The 15,568-nt window shown below is 69.5% G+C and carries 17 protein-coding genes; 5 read left to right on the forward strand and 12 right to left on the reverse strand.

From position 1 onward, the window contains the following. Positions 1-147: 147 nt before the first annotated feature. The 8 genes from AC1D2H_RS04735 to AC1D2H_RS04770 form a co-directional block, all read right to left on the reverse strand. Positions 148-1,080, reverse strand: coding sequence for a branched-chain amino acid transaminase (locus AC1D2H_RS04735; RefSeq protein ID WP_477927638.1), 933 nt, complete (start codon positions 1,078-1,080; stop codon positions 148-150). A gap of 37 nt (positions 1,081-1,117) precedes the next feature. Further along, positions 1,118-1,495 carry a hypothetical protein gene (locus AC1D2H_RS04740; protein ID WP_478010079.1) on the reverse strand — a complete coding sequence of 126 codons (378 nt, stop codon included), beginning with the start codon at positions 1,493-1,495 and terminating at the stop codon, positions 1,118-1,120. Continuing rightward, on the reverse strand, positions 1,492-1,839 hold the full coding sequence (locus tag AC1D2H_RS04745; protein ID WP_478010080.1) for an antibiotic biosynthesis monooxygenase family protein: 348 nt from the start codon (positions 1,837-1,839) through the stop codon (positions 1,492-1,494). Before AC1D2H_RS04745 ends, AC1D2H_RS04740 begins: the two co-directional genes overlap by 4 nt. Before the next feature lie 10 nt (positions 1,840-1,849). Continuing rightward, a complete protein-coding gene (locus tag AC1D2H_RS04750) occupies positions 1,850-2,254 on the reverse strand; it encodes a VOC family protein (protein WP_478010081.1) in 405 nt (134 codons plus the stop codon). Positions 2,255-2,421: 167 nt separating this feature from the next. Further along, positions 2,422-2,853: a hypothetical protein gene (locus tag AC1D2H_RS04755; protein ID WP_477927646.1), complete on the reverse strand. Its 432-nt coding sequence runs from the start codon at positions 2,851-2,853 to the stop codon at positions 2,422-2,424. A 78-nt stretch (positions 2,854-2,931) separates the two neighbouring features. Next, a complete protein-coding gene (gene radA, locus AC1D2H_RS04760) occupies positions 2,932-4,377 on the reverse strand; it encodes a DNA repair protein RadA (protein WP_478010082.1) in 1,446 nt (481 codons plus the stop codon). A gap of 13 nt (positions 4,378-4,390) precedes the next feature. Next, positions 4,391-5,080 carry a hypothetical protein gene (locus tag AC1D2H_RS04765; RefSeq protein ID WP_478010083.1) on the reverse strand — a complete coding sequence of 230 codons (690 nt, stop codon included), beginning with the start codon at positions 5,078-5,080 and terminating at the stop codon, positions 4,391-4,393. Continuing rightward, positions 5,077-6,252, reverse strand: a complete 1,176-nt coding sequence (locus AC1D2H_RS04770; RefSeq protein WP_478010084.1) for an MFS transporter — start codon at positions 6,250-6,252, stop codon at positions 5,077-5,079. Before AC1D2H_RS04770 ends, AC1D2H_RS04765 begins: the two co-directional genes overlap by 4 nt. 117 nt (positions 6,253-6,369) lie before the next feature. Between AC1D2H_RS04770 and AC1D2H_RS04775 the strand changes: the two genes are divergently transcribed. Continuing rightward, the gene (locus AC1D2H_RS04775; protein WP_477928042.1) at positions 6,370-6,999 is read left to right on the forward strand and encodes a LysE family transporter; all 630 of its coding nucleotides are present in this window, start codon (positions 6,370-6,372) and stop codon (positions 6,997-6,999) included. Next, positions 6,999-7,895, forward strand: coding sequence for a DMT family transporter (locus AC1D2H_RS04780; protein ID WP_478010085.1), 897 nt, complete (start codon positions 6,999-7,001; stop codon positions 7,893-7,895). The genes AC1D2H_RS04775 and AC1D2H_RS04780 overlap by 1 nt, the downstream gene beginning before the upstream one ends. Here the strand turns inward: AC1D2H_RS04780 and AC1D2H_RS04785 are convergent. After that, on the reverse strand, positions 7,864-8,517 hold the full coding sequence (locus tag AC1D2H_RS04785) for a TetR/AcrR family transcriptional regulator C-terminal domain-containing protein (RefSeq protein ID WP_477927653.1): 654 nt from the start codon (positions 8,515-8,517) through the stop codon (positions 7,864-7,866). The two genes, AC1D2H_RS04780 and AC1D2H_RS04785, sit on opposite strands and share 32 nt — an antisense overlap. A gap of 283 nt (positions 8,518-8,800) precedes the next feature. Between AC1D2H_RS04785 and tet the strand changes: the two genes are divergently transcribed. Then, positions 8,801-9,976: a Tet(A)/Tet(B)/Tet(C) family tetracycline efflux MFS transporter gene (gene tet / locus AC1D2H_RS04790; protein ID WP_477927655.1), complete on the forward strand. Its 1,176-nt coding sequence runs from the start codon at positions 8,801-8,803 to the stop codon at positions 9,974-9,976. 102 nt (positions 9,977-10,078) lie between these two features. Next, on the forward strand, positions 10,079-11,407 hold the full coding sequence (locus tag AC1D2H_RS04795; RefSeq protein ID WP_478010086.1) for a hypothetical protein: 1,329 nt from the start codon (positions 10,079-10,081) through the stop codon (positions 11,405-11,407). A 6-nt stretch (positions 11,408-11,413) separates the two neighbouring features. Here AC1D2H_RS04795 and arfB read toward each other — a convergent pair whose 3' ends face one another. Together arfB and alr are read right to left on the reverse strand one after the other, a co-directional pair. After that, positions 11,414-11,821: an alternative ribosome rescue aminoacyl-tRNA hydrolase ArfB gene (gene arfB, locus AC1D2H_RS04800; RefSeq protein ID WP_477927658.1), complete on the reverse strand. Its 408-nt coding sequence runs from the start codon at positions 11,819-11,821 to the stop codon at positions 11,414-11,416. Then, the gene (gene alr, locus AC1D2H_RS04805; RefSeq protein ID WP_478010087.1) at positions 11,814-12,914 is read right to left on the reverse strand and encodes an alanine racemase; all 1,101 of its coding nucleotides are present in this window, start codon (positions 12,912-12,914) and stop codon (positions 11,814-11,816) included. Before alr ends, arfB begins: the two co-directional genes overlap by 8 nt. A gap of 119 nt (positions 12,915-13,033) precedes the next feature. On the opposite strand from alr, the gene lplT reads away from it, so the two are divergent. Next, the gene (gene lplT, locus AC1D2H_RS04810; RefSeq protein ID WP_477927662.1) at positions 13,034-14,323 is read left to right on the forward strand and encodes a lysophospholipid transporter LplT; all 1,290 of its coding nucleotides are present in this window, start codon (positions 13,034-13,036) and stop codon (positions 14,321-14,323) included. A gap of 126 nt (positions 14,324-14,449) precedes the next feature. Here lplT and AC1D2H_RS04815 read toward each other — a convergent pair whose 3' ends face one another. After that, positions 14,450-15,412: a hypothetical protein gene (locus AC1D2H_RS04815; RefSeq protein WP_478010088.1), complete on the reverse strand. Its 963-nt coding sequence runs from the start codon at positions 15,410-15,412 to the stop codon at positions 14,450-14,452. Positions 15,413-15,568 lie beyond the last annotated feature (156 nt).

A 15,568-nucleotide genomic window follows, 5' to 3' on the forward strand; every position in this document is an offset into this window, starting at 1 on the left:
CCCCCGGGGGCTGAGGCCGGACACATGGCGCCCAGTGGGCGCGATGTGCCTGCCGAAGAGCTGCGGCTCATGCCGCAGCTCGGTCTGCAAGACCGACAGGACTCGCTCGCGTTCAGCGACGCGAGGCTGGGCGAGGGGCAGTTCATTTCAGACGGCGGTCAGCCACTCGGCGTACTTGGGGTTGCGGCCGTTGACGATGTCAAAGAAGGCCGACTGGATCTTCTCGGTGATGGGGCCACGCGAGCCCGATCCGATCTCGATGCGGTCCAGCTCGCGGATGGGCGTCACTTCGGCGGCGGTGCCGGTGAAGAAGGCCTCGTCGCAGATATAGACCTCGTCGCGGGTGATGCGCTTCTCGACCAGCTTCAGGCCCAGGTCCTGGCAGATCGAGAAGATGGTGTTGCGCGTGATGCCGTTCAGCGCGCCGGCCGACAGGTCGGGCGTGTAGACGACGCCGCCCTTGATGACGAAGAGGTTCTCGCCCGCACCCTCGGACACGAAGCCGGAGGCGTCCAGCAGCAGCGCCTCGTCATAGCCGTCGTCGGTGGCCTCCATGTTGGCGAGGATGGAGTTGGTGTAGTTGGACACCGTCTTGGCCTGCGTCATCGTGATGTTGACGTGGTGGCGCGTGTAGGAGCTGGTCTTGACGCGGATGCCGCGGCGCATGCCTTCCTCGCCCAGGTAGGCGCCCCAGCTCCAGGCGGCCACCATCAGGTGCACCTGGTTGCCCTTGGGGCTGACGCCCAGCTTCTCGGAGCCGATCCAGATCAGCGGGCGGATGTAGGCGCTCTTCAGGCCGTTGGCCTTGACGACCTCGCGTGTCGCCTCGTTGACCTGCTCCATCGAGAAGGGGATCTTCATGCGCAGGATCTTGCCGCTGTTGAACAGGCGCTGGGTGTGCTCCTGCAGGCGGAAGATGGCCGTGCCGTTGACCGTGTCATAGGCGCGCACGCCCTCGAAGGCGCCGCAGCCGTAGTGCAGGGTGTGGGTCAGCACGTGGATCTTGGCGTCGCGCCAGTCGACGAGCTCGCCGTCCATCCAGATCTTGCCGTCGCGGTCATGCAGGGGGGCGGGAACCATCGTTACTCCAGTGCGTGCGGGGTGGAAACCGGCGATTTTACGAAGAGCCGTCCGCGCGGATCAGCCGCCACTCGACGAGCTTGCCTTTCACGAGCTTGACCTCGACCGCGTCGCCGCCGGCGTCGCGCCAGACAAAGGTCTCGGGCGCCTGCTTCACACCCAGGCTGCCGGCCAGGCCGATCAGGTCGACCAGCTTCATGCCGGCGTGCAGCTTGCTGTTCAGCATCACCGCGTTGGCCACCGAGCCCAGCGGTGCCGCGCCGGCCACCTTCATGACCCGCATCAGGCGCGAGATCTGCAGCAGCAGCCAGAAGACGATGCCCGTCGTCGCGAAGATGGCGCCCTGCCAGCCGAGCAGCAGTCCGCCGAGGATCAGGGCGGCCAGTGCCAGCCCAACGCCGATCCACGGGTTCACGATTGCGGGTCCTGCTGGCCGTCCTCACGCTGCCAGGCGTAGGCGCGCTCGACCTTGGCGACGCGCAGCGTGTAGTGCTGGTACCAGTCGCTGCGGCCGGTGTCGCGGGCGATCTTGTGCTCGGCGTTGCGGCGCCAGGCAGCGATGTCCTCGGGGCTGCGCCAGTAGGAGACCGTGATGCCCAGGCCATCCTCGCCACGGCTGCTTTCCACGCCGAGATAACCCGGCTGCTCGGCCGCCAGTGCCACCATGTGGTCGGCCATGTCGCCATAGCCGCCGTCCACAGGCGTGCGCTGGCTGGTGAAGATGACGGCGTAATAAGGGGGCGGGGGCAGTGCGCTCATGGCGCACATCCTAGAGCCGCGTGATCTCGACGCTGTCGGCCGACCGCTGCGTCGGCCCATGGTAGACGGCCTCGATGTTGTTGCCGTCCGGGTCCAGCACGAAGGCGGCGAAGTAGCCCGGGTGATAGGGGCGCGGCCCCGGGGTGCCGTGATCGCGGCCACCCGCCGACAGCGTCATGGCGTGGAAGCGCCTGACCTCGTCCTCGCTGCGAGCCTGGAAGGCCAGATGCACATGCGAGACGCGGCCCTCGGCCTTGTCGACATAGAACTCGTCCGCATAGAAGCAGCCGGGCGCCTCGCCGAAGGCATCGAGCCGACCGATGGCCTCCAGCGCCGCACGGTAGAAGCGCCGGCTGGCCGCCAGGTCGCTCACGCGCAGATGCACGTGGTCCAGCAGGCGGCCGCAGTGGTCCATGTGTGTTGCCTATGTCGCTTTGGCGGAGCAGCCGTCTCCGCAGCTTGCGGGCCGAGCGCCGGGCCGCTCCCTAGCCGGCCCGCGCAGGCGATGTGCTTGCGGTTCCATGCCGCAAGCATCGCCGTCCCCCCGGGGGACCGGCCAACGTACTCGTTGGACGAGGGGTTTCATTTAGCGGCCTTGAGCAGCACGCAGCGCACCCACTGGCCGGATTCGAGGGCCGCCTGGTGGCCGTTCAGGAACTGTTCGGCCGTCGAGTTGCGCGCCGTGAAGCACATGCCGTGCAGGATGCCCATGCGGGGCACGGGTCGCGACCATTTGCGCTCGACGACGCCGTTGAACCAGGAGACCTGCTCTTCGTCGTCATCCATGTCGGCGCGGCCCAGCAGCAGCACGACCTCGTACTTGTCGTCGGTCAGCGGCTCGGTGGCGCTCGTCATCACCTGCAGGCCGCCGTCGCTCATGTTCAGCACGAGGCCGGCCGGCCCGCGGCTGAACTGCACCGGCTTGAAGACCCAGCCCGGCAGGGAATCGGCGTCGTGCTGGGCGGCGAGAAAGTCGGTGCGGACGTGTTGCCTGAGATTGGCGGGATCGGACATGAAGGCTCCTCCTTTGGGAGTGCCCATCCTAAGCAGACTTTGCCTCGGCGTGCACCATGGAAACCTGTTGTCTCAGTTTCAGATCAGGCCGCGCAAGACCTCGATGGCCTGCTCGACGCGATCGACGGCGTGGATGGTCAGGCCCTCGATGGCCTTCTTGGGCGCATTGGCCTTGGGCACGATGGCGACGCTGAAACCCAGCTTGGCGGCCTCCTTGAGCCGCTCCTGGCCGCGCGGCGCTGGGCGCACTTCGCCGGCCAGGCCCACTTCACCAAAGGCGATGAAGCCGCGAGGCAAGGCCCGACCCCGCAGGCTGCTCTGGATGGCCAGCAGCACGGCCAGGTCGGCGGCCGGCTCGCTGATGCGCACGCCGCCGACGGCGTTGACGAAGACGTCCTGGTCACCGGTCGCGACGCCGGCATGCCGGTGCAACACGGCCAGCAGCATCGCCAGGCGGTCACGGTCCAGGCCGACCGACAGCCGCCGCGGGCTGACGCCGCCGCTGTCCACCAGCGCCTGCAGCTCGACGAGCAGCGGCCGCGTGCCTTCCAGCGTGACGAGCACGCAGCTGCCCGGCACCGGCTCGGCGTGGGTGGACAGGAAGATGGCGCTCGGGTTGGCCACGCCCTTGAGCCCCTTCTCCGTCATCGCGAACACGCCGATCTCGTTGACGGCGCCGAAGCGGTTCTTGATGGCCCGCACGAGGCGGAAGCTGCTGTGCGTGTCGCCTTCGAAATACAGCACCGTGTCGACGATGTGCTCCAGCACGCGCGGGCCGGCCAGCGCGCCCTCCTTGGTCACATGGCCCACCAGCACGATGGCGCAGCCGCGCGCCTTGGCGGTGCGGGTCAGCTGCGCCGCGCATTCGCGCACCTGGGCCACCGAGCCGGGCGCGGACGACAGCTGCTCGGAGTAGAGCGTCTGGATGGAATCGATGACGCAGAAGTCCGGCTCCTCGACCTCGATGGTGGCGAGGATGCGCTCCAGGCTGATCTCGGCCAGCACGCGCACCCTGGTGCCCGACAGGCCCAGGCGCCGCGAGCGCATCGCGACCTGGGCGCCGCTTTCCTCGCCGGTCACGTACAAGACCTTGAGGAACTGTTGGCCCCCAGGGCTCGGTGTGCCGAGCCCGCCCCCCGAGGGGGTGTCGCCGGCTCGGGAGCGGCCCGTCACCGGCGTCTGGCTGAGTGATTCAACGGCCTGCAGCAGCAGCGTCGACTTGCCAATGCCTGGGTCGCCACCGATCAGCACGACGCCGCCGGCGACGATGCCGCCGCCCAGCACGCGGTCCAGTTCCTCCTGGCCGGTGGGGGTGCGCTCGAAGTCGCTGGCCTCGATCTCGGACAGCGTCGCGACGGGCTGGCTCTTGGCCAGCGACTGGTAGCGGTTCTTGACGCCGCCGGTGGGTTCGGCGGTGCCTTCGGTCAGCGTGTTCCAGGCGCCGCAGTGGGGGCATTTGCCCAGCCACTTGGCATTGGTGCCGCCGCACTCGGTACAGGTGTAGATGCTTTTGCTGGTGGCCATGCGGCCATTGTCGTCAGTGCGAGTGCCAGATCCTGACGGCATGCGGCAGCGACTCGGCCTCGGGCACCCAGTGATCCAGCGCCGCGCCCAGGCCCACGCCGGCCAGCAGCAAGACCAGGGCGCCGACCCAGGTGTGCTGCAACGCGCAGCGCAGCCAGCCGCCACGTTCGAACTGGCGCTGGTGCCGCCAGGCCAGGCCTGCAGCGAAGGCGGCAAGGGCCACCTCGACCGACACGGCCATCAGCACCTCCACGCCGAAGAGCAGGCTCACGCCCGCGCCCAGCACGCCCGCCAGCAAGACAGCCATGCCGACGAGGGCAGCGATGGGCAGCAGCACCAGGGCGCCTTCATCCAGGCCGGATGCCGCGTCGAGGACGGAAGCGATGCCGTCGCCGAGCCCGGCGTCGACGGCGATATCGGCCACATCGATGGCATCCGCTGCGTCCCCATGCTCCCGGCTCAGCAGATAAGCCGCCCACAGCCGCAGCAACAGCAGATAGACGCCATAGCTGACAGCAAGGCTGAGGCCGAAGCGCAGCGACAGCGCATCCACGCCCAGTTTGCGCAGCAGCGCGCCGCTGCACCACAGGCAGGCCAGGCAGCACAGGGCGATCAGACCCACGTGCAGGCGCAGCCAGCGACGGGTCTGCAGCCAGCGGCGCGTGCTGACGATCTCGCGCTGGACGGAGGGCTCGCGATTCATGGGCGCGATTCTGGCGGCCTGACCCACAGCATCAGCAGCAGCGCGGCGAGCAGGGCGCAACCTGCCGAGAAGCCGAAGGCGACGGTGGCCGACAGGCCCTCCCACAGCCAACCAAACAGCAGCGAAGCCGGCAGCAGCATGGCGCCCATGGTCAGGTTGAACCAGCCAAACGCCGTGCCGCGCTGCTCGGGTGGCGCCAGGTCGGCCAGCAGGGCGCGCTCCACGCCCTCCGTCGCGGCCATGAAGATGCCGTAGAGCGCGAACAGCGCATAGAGCCGCCAGCCGGGCGCCGCGAACCCGGCCATGCCGATGTAGAAGAGGGCATAGGCGACGTAGCCGGCCACCAGCAGGCGCACACGGCCGACGCGGTCCGACAGCCCGCCCAGCGGCAGCGCGAACACCGCCGCGACGCCCGATACCGCCGCCCACAGCAGCGGTACCTGCGCCTCGGCCACGCCGAGCTCCCTGGCGCGCAGCAGCAGGAACATATTGCTGGAATTGCCCAGCGTGAACAGTGCGACGACAACGAGGTAGCGCCGCAGCGGCGGAGGCATGCCGGCCAGCGTCCAGCTGAAGCGCGGTGGCGCGGCGGTGGGCGGTGGGGCTTCCTGTACCGCCAGGGTCAGGGCCAGGCAAAGCAGGCCGGGCAGGATGGCCCACAGAAAGACCTGGCCCAGCGGCACGCCAGCGCTCAGCAGCGCCCAGGCCAGCAGCGGGCCGATGACGGCGCCGGCGTTGTCCATGGCCCGGTGCAGGCCGAAAGCCAGGCCGCGCTGGCCGGGCCCGATGCTGGCGGCCAGCAGCGCGTCGCGCGGCGCGGCGCGCACGGCCTTGGCGACGCGGTCGGTCAGGCGCAGGGCCAGCAGCAGCGGCCAGCCGGTCACGAAGGCGATGGCCGGCCGCGCCAGCCCGGCCAGGCCATAGCCAGCGACGACCCAGGGCTTGCTGCGGCCGCTGCGGTCCGCCATGACGCCGGCCCACAGCTTGAGCAGGCTGGCCAGCGCTTCGGCCACACCCTCGATGAGACCGAGCACGCGCGGGCCGGCCATCAGCACGCCGCTCAAATAGAGCGGCACGAGGGGGTAGACCAGTTCGCTGGCGCTGTCGTTGACAAGGCTGATCAGCCCCAGCAGCCAGACGCTGCGGGGCAGCGAGAAAAGGGCCTTCAGCATCGGGAGATCTTATGTTTTGCGTGCCAGACCGCCCGAGCGCAGCGAGTAGCTCTGGCACCAACTGGCTTGCCGCGTGGCAGACTCGCCGACTGTGCAGTTATTTGGATGGAGTCCGTGATGGAGTTCTCGGTCTGGTTGGCCTTTTTTGCCGCGTCCTGGGCCATCAGCCTGTCGCCCGGCGCGGGTGCCGTGGCGGCGATGAGCGCCGGCCTGTCGCACGGTTTCAAGCGCGGCTATTTCATGACCTTCGGCCTCATCCTGGGCATCCTGACCCAGGTCGTCCTCGTCAGCGCCGGCCTGGGTGCGCTGATCGCGGCCTCGTCGCTGGGCTTTGCCCTCGTCAAATGGGCGGGCGTGGCCTATCTGATCTATCTCGGCGTGCAGCAATGGCGCGCGCCGGCCAAGCCGCTGGCCGCCGCGGATGAGGGCGCTGCCAGCGTCACGCGCCGCCAGCTGGTGCTGCGCGGCTGGGGCATCAATGCCGTCAACCCCAAGGGCACGGTCTTCCTGCTGGCCGTCGTGCCGCAGTTCCTCGACCTGCACGCGGCGCTGGCGCCGCAATACCTCGTCATCGGCGGCACGCTGGCCTTCACCGACCTCGTCGTCATGGCCGGCTACACGGTGCTGGCGGCACGCGTGCTGGCGGCCTTGAAGAGCGAGAGCCACATCAAGCTGCTGAACCGCGTGTTCGGCTCGCTGTTCGTCGCGGCCGGCGCACTGCTGGCCACCTTCAAGCGCGCGGCCTGATGGCGGGAGACAAGTCCGGCCGCCTGCCCATCTGGTTCCTCTTCCTGGCCCCGGTGCTGATCTGGGCCAGCACCTGGCACGTCATCCTCTACCAGCTGGCGTCGACGGTGCCGGCGCTGACGTCGGTGGGCTGGCGCTTCCTGATCGCGGCGCTGATGCTGGCGGCGCTGGCGCGTTGGCAGGGCACTTCGCTGAAGCTGCCCGCCTACTCACATGCCTACATGCTGGGCACCGGCGTCATCCAGTACGCCGGCAACTACTGGGCCATCTACGAAGCCGAGCGTTTCGTGCCGAGCGGCCTCGTGGCGGTGCTGTTCTGCCTGCTGGTGTTCATGAACGCCTTCGTCGCCTGGATGCTGTGGCGCCAGCCGGTCAGCCGGCGCTTCCTCGCAGCAAGCAGCGGCGCGGTGCTGGGCGTGGCGCTGATCTTCTGGCCCGAGCTGGCGTCCACCGGCGCGCGGCCGGATGCGGCGCTGGGCCTGGGCTTGAGCTTCTTCGCGGTCGTCGTCGCCTGCATCGGCGGCTTCTTCACGCTGGTGCTGATGCGCCGCGGCCTGGCCCTGGTGCCGGTGCTGGCCTGGAGCATGGGCTATGGCGCCCTCTTCCTGCTGCTGATGTCGGTGGGCATGGGCCATGGCCTGGCTTTCGACGGGGCCTGGACCTATGTCGGCAGCCTCGTCTACCTGGCCGCCTTCGGCTCCGTCATCGCCTTCACGCTGTACTACAAGCTGGCCGAGCGGCGCGGGCCGGCGCAGGCGGCGCTGGTGGGCGTGCTGGTGCCGGTCATCGCGCTGATCGTGTCGGCCGTGCTGGAGGGCTGGCAGGCGACGCCGCTGGCCATCGGCGGCATGGCGCTGTGCCTGGTCAGCCTGTTCGTCGCGACGCGGCCGGCCTAGCGCCGTCGATCAACAGCCGCAAGGCGCGCTCAAACAGGGCGTCGGCATCGCCGCCCACCGTGGCCGCCCAGCCGGCCGCCAGCAGCGGGTATTGCGCGGCATCCGGCCCGCTGAGCGTTGACGACGGCGGCGCATCGGGCGCTTGCGCGGACTGCTCCTCCAGCACCCAGCCGACGACGAAACGTCCCACCGACATCATCAGCACGGTGGCCGGGCCCGGCTCGAAGCCGGCCGCGCACAGCAGGCCCAGGCGCGCCTCGATGGAGCCGCGCTGCGCCTCGCCCGGCCTGGTGCCGGCGTGCAGGCGGGCGCCATCGCGGTAGGCCAGCAGCGCATGGCGAAAGCTGCGGCCGTCTTCCATCAGCCAGTCCTGCCAGGCTTCGTCCGGCCCCGGGGTGGCGACGGCGCGGCTTTCCAGCAGCACGGCCGAGGACATCGCGTCCAGCAGCGCCGCCTTGCTCTTGAAGTGCCAGTACAGCGTCGGCGACTGCACGCCCAGGCGCTCGGCCAGCTTGCGGGTGCTCAAGGCGTCGATGCCAACCTCGTTCAGCAACGCCAGGGCGGCGCGCAGCACATCGTCGCGGTTGAGCCTGGATCCGGTGGTTGGCCGCTTGTCACTCATCGAAGCCTCGTTTCATCAAAACCATCGTCATTCGTTGACGTCCACCACTTCGTTGACCGGCGCTGCGTGCCCGCTGATCTGGCGCTTCGGCCCGCTGGCGGCGTTGCTCCTCCTCGTGGGCGCGAGCCCACTTCGTCGTCGCGCCTTGCCAGCGAGCCGCTTCGCCAGCCCCTCGGGCGCGCCCAACCACCGGATCCAGGCTCGGCAGGGCGGGCATTCATGTCTCTAGCAATGATAGAGAGCTTCGGGCAGAATAATCCCTATCAACGATAGAGAGACTGTTGTGAATCGAGCCTTGACCGTCATCCTGATGACGCTGCTGCTGGACGCCGTGGGCATGAGCCTGGTGTTCCCCATCCTGCCCGGCCTGCTGCGCGAGCTGGCCGGCGCCGACGCCACCACCCACCATTACGGCGCGCTGCTGGCGGTGTACGCGGCCATGCAGTTCCTGTTTTCGCCCGTGCTGGGGGCGCTGAGCGACCGCTTTGGCCGCCGGCCCGTGCTGCTGGCCTCGCTGGCCGGCGCCGCCGCCGACTATGTGCTGATGGCGCTGGCGCCCAACCTGGCCTGGCTCTATGTCGGGCGCGTGCTGTCGGGCATCACCGGCGCCAGCATGGCGGTCGGCACGGCCTACATCACCGATGTGACGCCCGAGGCCGATCGCGCCAAGCGCTATGGCCAGATGGGCGCCGCGATGGGCCTGGGCTTTGTCGTCGGGCCGCTGATTGGCGGGGGCCTGGGCGAGTGGTCGCTGCGCGCGCCCTTCGTCGCCGCGGCCGTCATGAATGCGCTGAACCTGGCTATGGCCTGGTTTGCGCTGCCCGAATCCAACCAGAACCGCACGACACGGCTGGACGCTGCCAAGTTCAATGCCTTCTCGGCACTGCACCGCCTGGAGGGCAAACGGCCCCTGCTGCCGCTGGTGGGGGTGTTCGCCGTCGTGGCACTGGTGTCGCAGGTGCCGGCGGCGCTGTGGATCCTGTATGGCCAGGACCGCTATGGCTGGACCGCCTGGGTGGCCGGCCTGTCGCTGGCCTGCTATGGCGGCCTGCATGCGATCTCACAGGCCTTTGTCACCGGGCCCATGGTGGCCAAACTCGGCGAGAAGCGCGCGTTGCTGGCCGGCATGGCGGCGGATGGCCTGGGTTTCGTCGGCATGGGCGTGGCCGTGGCGGGCTGGATGCCGTTTGCGCTGCTGCCGCTGTTCGCCATCGGCGGGCTGGCCCTGCCGGCCCTGCAGGCCATGCTGGCGCGCCAGGTGGACGAGCAGCACCAGGGCGAGTTGCAGGGCACGCTGGCCAGCCTGACCAGCCTGATCGGCATTGGCGGGCCGCTGGTCGTCACGGCCGGCTTCGCCGCGACGCAGGCCTCCTGGCCGGGTTGCGTGTGGATCATCGCGGCGGTGCTCTATCTGCTGGCGCTGCCGCTGCTGTTCAGCCGGCGCGCGCGTGAGGCTTAGCGCCCTCTCGCCTCATTTCGTGCCGAAGTGGGGCGAGTCCGTCGCATGGCCCTGGCGAGCGGGGTGGTGGCTGCCTAGCATGCCTCCGCAAGGAGGATGGCGATGCGATTGGCGACATGGGTGTTGGCGGCGTTGCTGCTCCGTCTGCCTCTTGCAGGCGCAGCGGGCGCGGCCGAGCTGACCGTGGAGCGGGTGGATCTGGGGGAGGGTCCGGATCAGCAGGCCTACAACCTGCAGGAGCAGGGTGATCTGCGCGTGTTTGCACGCTCCGCCCGGCGCTTCGAGCGGGCGCAGATCTTCCTGCAGCGCCGGGTGGCAGGGCAGTGGCAGCGCGGGCAGCCGCTGCCTTTCAGCGACCCGCGCTGGCGTGACTCCGACCCGCATCTGAGCGCTCAGGGTCGGGTGCTGACCTTCGTCTCCGATCGGCCCGGGCCCGACGGCCGGACGCGCCCCGATCTGGACCTCTACGAATCGCAGTGGCAGGACGACCGCTGGAGCGACCCGCGGCGCCTGCCCGAGGCCTGGCAGAGCGCCGGCCAGGAGCTGGGTCCGGAGCGCCATGGCGAGACCCTCTACTTCGCGGCGAGCCGGCCCGGTGGTCAGGGCAAGCTGTCCGTCTATCGAGTGGGCGCCGCGGGCAGCGCGCTCCAGCCCCTGCCGTCCCCCATCAACGACAGTGCCCGGAACAGCGACTTCACGCTCAGCCCGGACGGCCGCTACGCACTGTGGTGGAGCGACCGCGCCGGGGCTGAAGGCGGCGGGGCCGATCTCTATCTCGCCGAACGCGTGGGCGACGCCTTCGGCCCGGCGGTTCGCCTGCCGCCACCGATCAACGGGCCCGGGCGCGAATTCACGCCCTCCCTCAGTGCCGACGGCCAGTGGCTGTACTTCGCATCCACGCGCGGCGACGCCGATGGGCTTTCGCATGTCTACCGGGTCTCCTGGCCCCAGCTGCTGGCGCAACTGGGTGCGGCGGCCACCGCGCACAGCCAGGCGGCGCTGGACCGCGCGGTGAGCGCGCTGTGGCGTGCCATGGCGCATGCACTCGGCCAGGCCTCGGACGTCCAGGCCCTGGAGGGGCTTCTGCACCCCGAGGCGCGCGTGTTCGGCCAGCAGCTGCGGGCCAGCAGCCTGCAGGTGCACGCTTCGTCCACCCCGCAGTTCCTGGCCGACCTCGCCAAGCCGGCCGAGCGCGGCCTGCACGAGTGCGAGATCGAGCGGCAACAACGGCGCTTCGGCGGCCATGCCGAGGTCTACAGCGTGGTGCAGACCCGGCACGACCCGGCCCAGAGGGAGGCGGCCTATACCGGCGTGAACAGCATGCAGTGGCAACTGGGCCCGCAGGGCTGGCAGCTGCTCAGCCTGCACTACGCGCTGGAGACACCCGGCCTGAGCCTGCCGCTGCCGGCGGCGACCGCCTGCCTGGGCTGAGGCTTCTCAGTCCAGCACGCGACCCCGCCCGGCCTTGATGCCGCTGCGCTTGGCCTTGCCCTCCAGCCGGCGCTGCTTGGAGCCATAGGTCGGCTTGGTTGCGCGGCGCGCCTTGGGCACGTGGGCGGCGGCCTGCACCAGCTCGATGAGGCGTGCGACGGCGTCCGCGCGGTTGCGCTCCAGGCTGCGCGAGTCCTGGGCCTTGATGACGACGACGCCTTCCGACGTGATGCGCTGGTCGGCCCAGTTCAGCAGCCGCGCCTTCACGGCCTCGGGCAGGCTGGAGGCGCGGATGTCGAAGCGCAGGTGGACGGCGTTGGAAACCTTGTTGACGTTCTGGCCACCGGGGCCGCTGGCGCGGATGGCGTCGAACTCGAGTTCGTCCGGCCGCGGGGTCCAGTGGAGCTCAGGCACTGTGCACCGGCACGCGTGGCGCGATGGCGCACATCAGCTCATAGCCGATGGTGCCTGCGGCCTGCGCGACCTCGTCGATGGGCAGGCGCGAGCCGCGCGGGCCCTCGCCCCACAGCGTCACTTCGCTGCCAAAGCCGCTGGCTGGCAAGTCGGACAGGTCCACCGCCAGCATGTCCATGGACACCCGGCCCAGCGTGCGGGTGCGCTTGCCGTCCACCAGCACCGGCGCGCCCGTGGGCGCGTGGCGCGGGTAGCCGTCGGCATAGCCGCAGGCGACGATGCCCACGCGGGTGGCCTTCTCGGCCGTGTAGGCGCTGCCGTAGCCCACGGTGTCGCCGGGCTGCATCTGCTGCACGGCTATGACCTTGGAACGCAGCGTCATCGCCGGGCGCAGATCCCAATGGGCGGCGTCGTGTTCCGGGAAGTCGGGCACGCCGCCGTAGCTCATGATGCCGGCGCGCACCCAGTCGGCCGCTGTGCGGCCCGGGTGGCGCAGCGTGGCAGCGCTGTTGGCGATCGTGCGTTCGCCCGCCAGGCCGTCGGCCGCGGCCTCGAAGGCGGCCAGCTGGTGGGCGATGCCGTCGACGCCCTGACGCATCGCGTCGGCGTCGGAGAAGTGCGTCATCAGGCCGATCTCGTCGACTTGCGGCAGGGCCTCCAGCCGCGCATAGGCGGCGCGGAAGGCGGCGGGCGTGAAGCCGAGGCGGTTCATGCCGGAGTTCAGCTTCAGGAAGACGCGGTGGGGCTCGTGCGTCTTGTGCATGGCCAGCCAGTCGATCTGCTCTTCGCAGTGCACGCTGTGCCAGAGCTTGAGGCGTGAGCAAAGCTCCAGGTCGCGCGGCTCGAACACACCCTCCAGCAACAGGATGGGGCCGCGCCAGTCCAGCGCGCGCAGCCGCTCGGCCTCGGCCAGGTCCAGCAGCGCGAAGCCGTCGGCGGCACGCAGGCCTGGATAGGCGCGCTCGATGCCATGACCATAGGCATTCGCCTTCACCACGGCCCAGACTCGGGCGTTGGGGGCTTGCGCGCGTGCGCGGCCCAGGTTGTGAGCGAGCGCTTCGGTATGGATCAGGGCTTCAATCGGGCGTGGCATGGCCGGATTTTGCGCTCGGGCTTGGGGCGCTACCGCCGAACTAGGGGCGTGCTATAAACCCGCGCCGCACCCGTTTATCGGCCTATAAGCAGAGACAGTTCAGGATTGCGCCCCGCCCGATGAAACGTGGCTTCTACACCATCATGTCGGCGCAGTTCTTCAGCTCGCTGGCTGATAACGCGCTCTTCGTCGCAGCCGTCGAGCTGCTGCGTTCCTCCGGCGCCGCCGAGTGGCAACGCGCCGCGTTGGTGCCGATGTTTGCCCTCTTCTACGTCGTGCTGGCACCCTTCGTCGGTGCCTTTGCCGACGCGGTACCCAAGGGCAAGGTGATGTTCTTTTCGAACAGCATCAAGGTGGTCGGCTGCCTGATGATGCTGTTCGGCGCCCACCCGCTGGCGGCCTACGCCATCGTCGGTCTCGGCGCGGCGGCCTACTCGCCGGCCAAGTACGGCATCCTGACCGAGATGCTGCCGCCGTCCCAACTCGTCAAGGCCAACGGCTGGATCGAGGGGCTGACCATCACCTCCATCATCCTGGGCGTGCTGCTCGGGGGGCAGTTGATCGGCGACCGGGTCTCCCACCTGCTGCTGCTGATCGACATGCCCATGGTCGACACCGGCATCGACAGCGCGCCCGAGGCGGCCATCGCCAGCCTCGTCGGCCTGTATGTGGTGGCGGCGTTGTTCAATCTGCGCATCCCGCGCACGTCGGCGCCGCTACAGCCCTTCGCGCACAGCTTCCTGGGCCTGGTGCGCGACTTTTCCTCCTGCAACAGCCGGCTGTGGCAGGACAAGCTTGGCCAGATCTCGCTGGCGACGACGACGCTGTTCTGGGGCGTGACGGGCAATCTGCGCTACATCGTGCTGGCCTGGGCCGCGGTGGCGCTGGGCTATGGCACGACGCAGGCGTCGTCCCTCGTCGGCGTCGTGGCCATAGGCACGGCCGTGGGCGCGGTCGTCGCGTCCCTGTATTGCCGTCTCGATCGCGCGATGGCCGTCATCCCGCTGGGCATTGCGATGGGGCTGCTCTTCATCCTGATGGTCTTCATCAGCAATGTGTGGATTGCCGCGCCCTTCCTGATCATCCTGGGCGGCATCGGCGGCTATATGGTCGTGCCGATGAATGCGCTGCTGCAGCACCGCGGCCACAACCTGATGGGGGCCGGGCGCAGCATCGCGGTGCAGAACTTCAACGAGCAGGCCTGCATCCTGGGTCTGGGCGCCTTCTACACGGCGATGACGCGCTTCGGCCTGTCGGCCTTCGGCGCGATCACCATCTTCGGCGTCGCCGTCGCGGGCACGATGTGGTGGATCCGGCGCTGGCACCAGCGCAATCTGGTCGAGCACAAGGAAGAGGTCGAGCACCTGCTCGACCTGGCCCGCACCGATCACCTGCCGCAGGACAGGTAGAGCTCACCCCCTACCGGCTTCGCCGGCCCCCTTCGAGGGGGCGCCGCCAGTGGCCTGGCAGAGCCAGTTCCACGGCGGCCGCTGGAGGGGCGGCCTCGCTTTGCGAGGCCTGTCAAATGCTCAAATTCAGGAGCTGCTGCTCGAGCCGCGGCCCTTGCGGCCGGTGGTGACGGGGATCAGGTGCTTGCCTTCCAGCACCATCTCGATGTGCTCGCTCCAGGCGCGGGCGATCTTGAAGCAGCCGCTGTGGTTGAGATGGATCTCGTTGTGCCAGTCGCCGCTGATGCCGGTGGAGCCGGGCGCGGCCAGGGCCAGGGGCACGGCGGTCGAGTCGAAGACGAAGAGGCCGGGGAAGGTCTCCTTGTCGGCGGCCATGCTCTTCAGCAGCTGGGCCAGGTGGAAGACCATCAGGCGGCTGACGGCCGCCCAGTCGGCGCTGGGCACGCCATAGGCCTTCAGCGCCGGGAACAGCCAGGGGCCGCTGGCGCCCAGGTCGTCGCCGCCCTCGGCGCCGGCCGGGCGCGGCATCGGCACGGCATAGCAGTGCATGAAGACGGGCTTGGCCGCAGACGGGCCCTGGTTGCGCAGGCTCAGCAGATGCTTGACGTTGGCGCGCAGGTATTCGGCGTAGGTGGCCCAGCCGGGCTCGGAGAAATAGCGCGCGACGCCGGCCGACGGCGGGCCCCATTCGGTCTGGCGGCGCAGCAGGCGCAGCTCCAGCGGGATGGGCTCGCCATTGCCGTTGTGTGCCGGCGTGCGCGCGGCGGCAATCAGGTCATTGCCACCGGCGGACAGCAGGATGCCGTCCCAGGTCGGCGCGTCGGGCCCGTTGAGCAGGCGCACGAAGTCGGGATTGGACTGCAGGTCCACCATGTGCGACAGCGAGTTGCCGGTGCCGGCGCAGTTGACGGCGGCCGTGTTGGCCTTGAAAACCAGCTCCTGCAGCAGGTTGGCGTGGGCGTTGAGTTTGGCGCGCGCGTTCGAGAACCACGAGTCCCCTTGGGCCAGCAGCTTCCAGCGGAAGGTGCTGAAGTCAGGCGGTGTGCGTCCGGCCAGGTCGGCCGGGGTGTAGCAAGCCAGGTGATCCATGTATGGGGCGGTGTCCGAAGTTGCTGACTGGGGCCTGTCCCGTGGGGCGGGCTGCGCAAGTTCGCGCGATTGGAAGGCCTGCCGCGCGGACGGCGCCATGCTACAAACCCTCGGGCCAGCCCAGGGTTAGCATGGGCAGCCTTTCTAGGGAGGAAG

Source organism: Roseateles sp. P1_C1_2, from assembly GCF_056406535.1.

Excerpts from the sequence above, each read along its gene's own strand:
- AC1D2H_RS04735 (WP_477927638.1), bottom strand. The coding sequence starts at position 1,080 with ATGGTTCCCGCCCCCCTGCATGACCGCGACGGCAAGATCTGGATGGAC.
- AC1D2H_RS04745 (WP_478010080.1), bottom strand. The coding sequence starts at position 1,839 with ATGAGCGCACTGCCCCCGCCCCCTTATTACGCCGTCATCTTCACCAGC.
- AC1D2H_RS04750 (WP_478010081.1), bottom strand. The coding sequence starts at position 2,254 with ATGGACCACTGCGGCCGCCTGCTGGACCACGTGCATCTGCGCGTGAGC.
- AC1D2H_RS04755 (WP_477927646.1), bottom strand. The coding sequence starts at position 2,853 with ATGTCCGATCCCGCCAATCTCAGGCAACACGTCCGCACCGACTTTCTC.
- radA (WP_478010082.1), bottom strand. The coding sequence starts at position 4,377 with ATGGCCACCAGCAAAAGCATCTACACCTGTACCGAGTGCGGCGGCACC.
- AC1D2H_RS04765 (WP_478010083.1), bottom strand. The coding sequence starts at position 5,080 with ATGAATCGCGAGCCCTCCGTCCAGCGCGAGATCGTCAGCACGCGCCGC.
- AC1D2H_RS04770 (WP_478010084.1), bottom strand. The coding sequence starts at position 6,252 with ATGCTGAAGGCCCTTTTCTCGCTGCCCCGCAGCGTCTGGCTGCTGGGG.
- AC1D2H_RS04775 (WP_477928042.1), top strand. The coding sequence starts at position 6,370 with ATGGAGTTCTCGGTCTGGTTGGCCTTTTTTGCCGCGTCCTGGGCCATC.
- AC1D2H_RS04780 (WP_478010085.1), top strand. The coding sequence starts at position 6,999 with ATGGCGGGAGACAAGTCCGGCCGCCTGCCCATCTGGTTCCTCTTCCTG.
- AC1D2H_RS04785 (WP_477927653.1), bottom strand. The coding sequence starts at position 8,517 with ATGAGTGACAAGCGGCCAACCACCGGATCCAGGCTCAACCGCGACGAT.
- AC1D2H_RS04795 (WP_478010086.1), top strand. The coding sequence starts at position 10,079 with ATGCGATTGGCGACATGGGTGTTGGCGGCGTTGCTGCTCCGTCTGCCT.
- alr (WP_478010087.1), bottom strand. The coding sequence starts at position 12,914 with ATGCCACGCCCGATTGAAGCCCTGATCCATACCGAAGCGCTCGCTCAC.
- lplT (WP_477927662.1), top strand. The coding sequence starts at position 13,034 with ATGAAACGTGGCTTCTACACCATCATGTCGGCGCAGTTCTTCAGCTCG.
- AC1D2H_RS04815 (WP_478010088.1), bottom strand. The coding sequence starts at position 15,412 with ATGGATCACCTGGCTTGCTACACCCCGGCCGACCTGGCCGGACGCACA.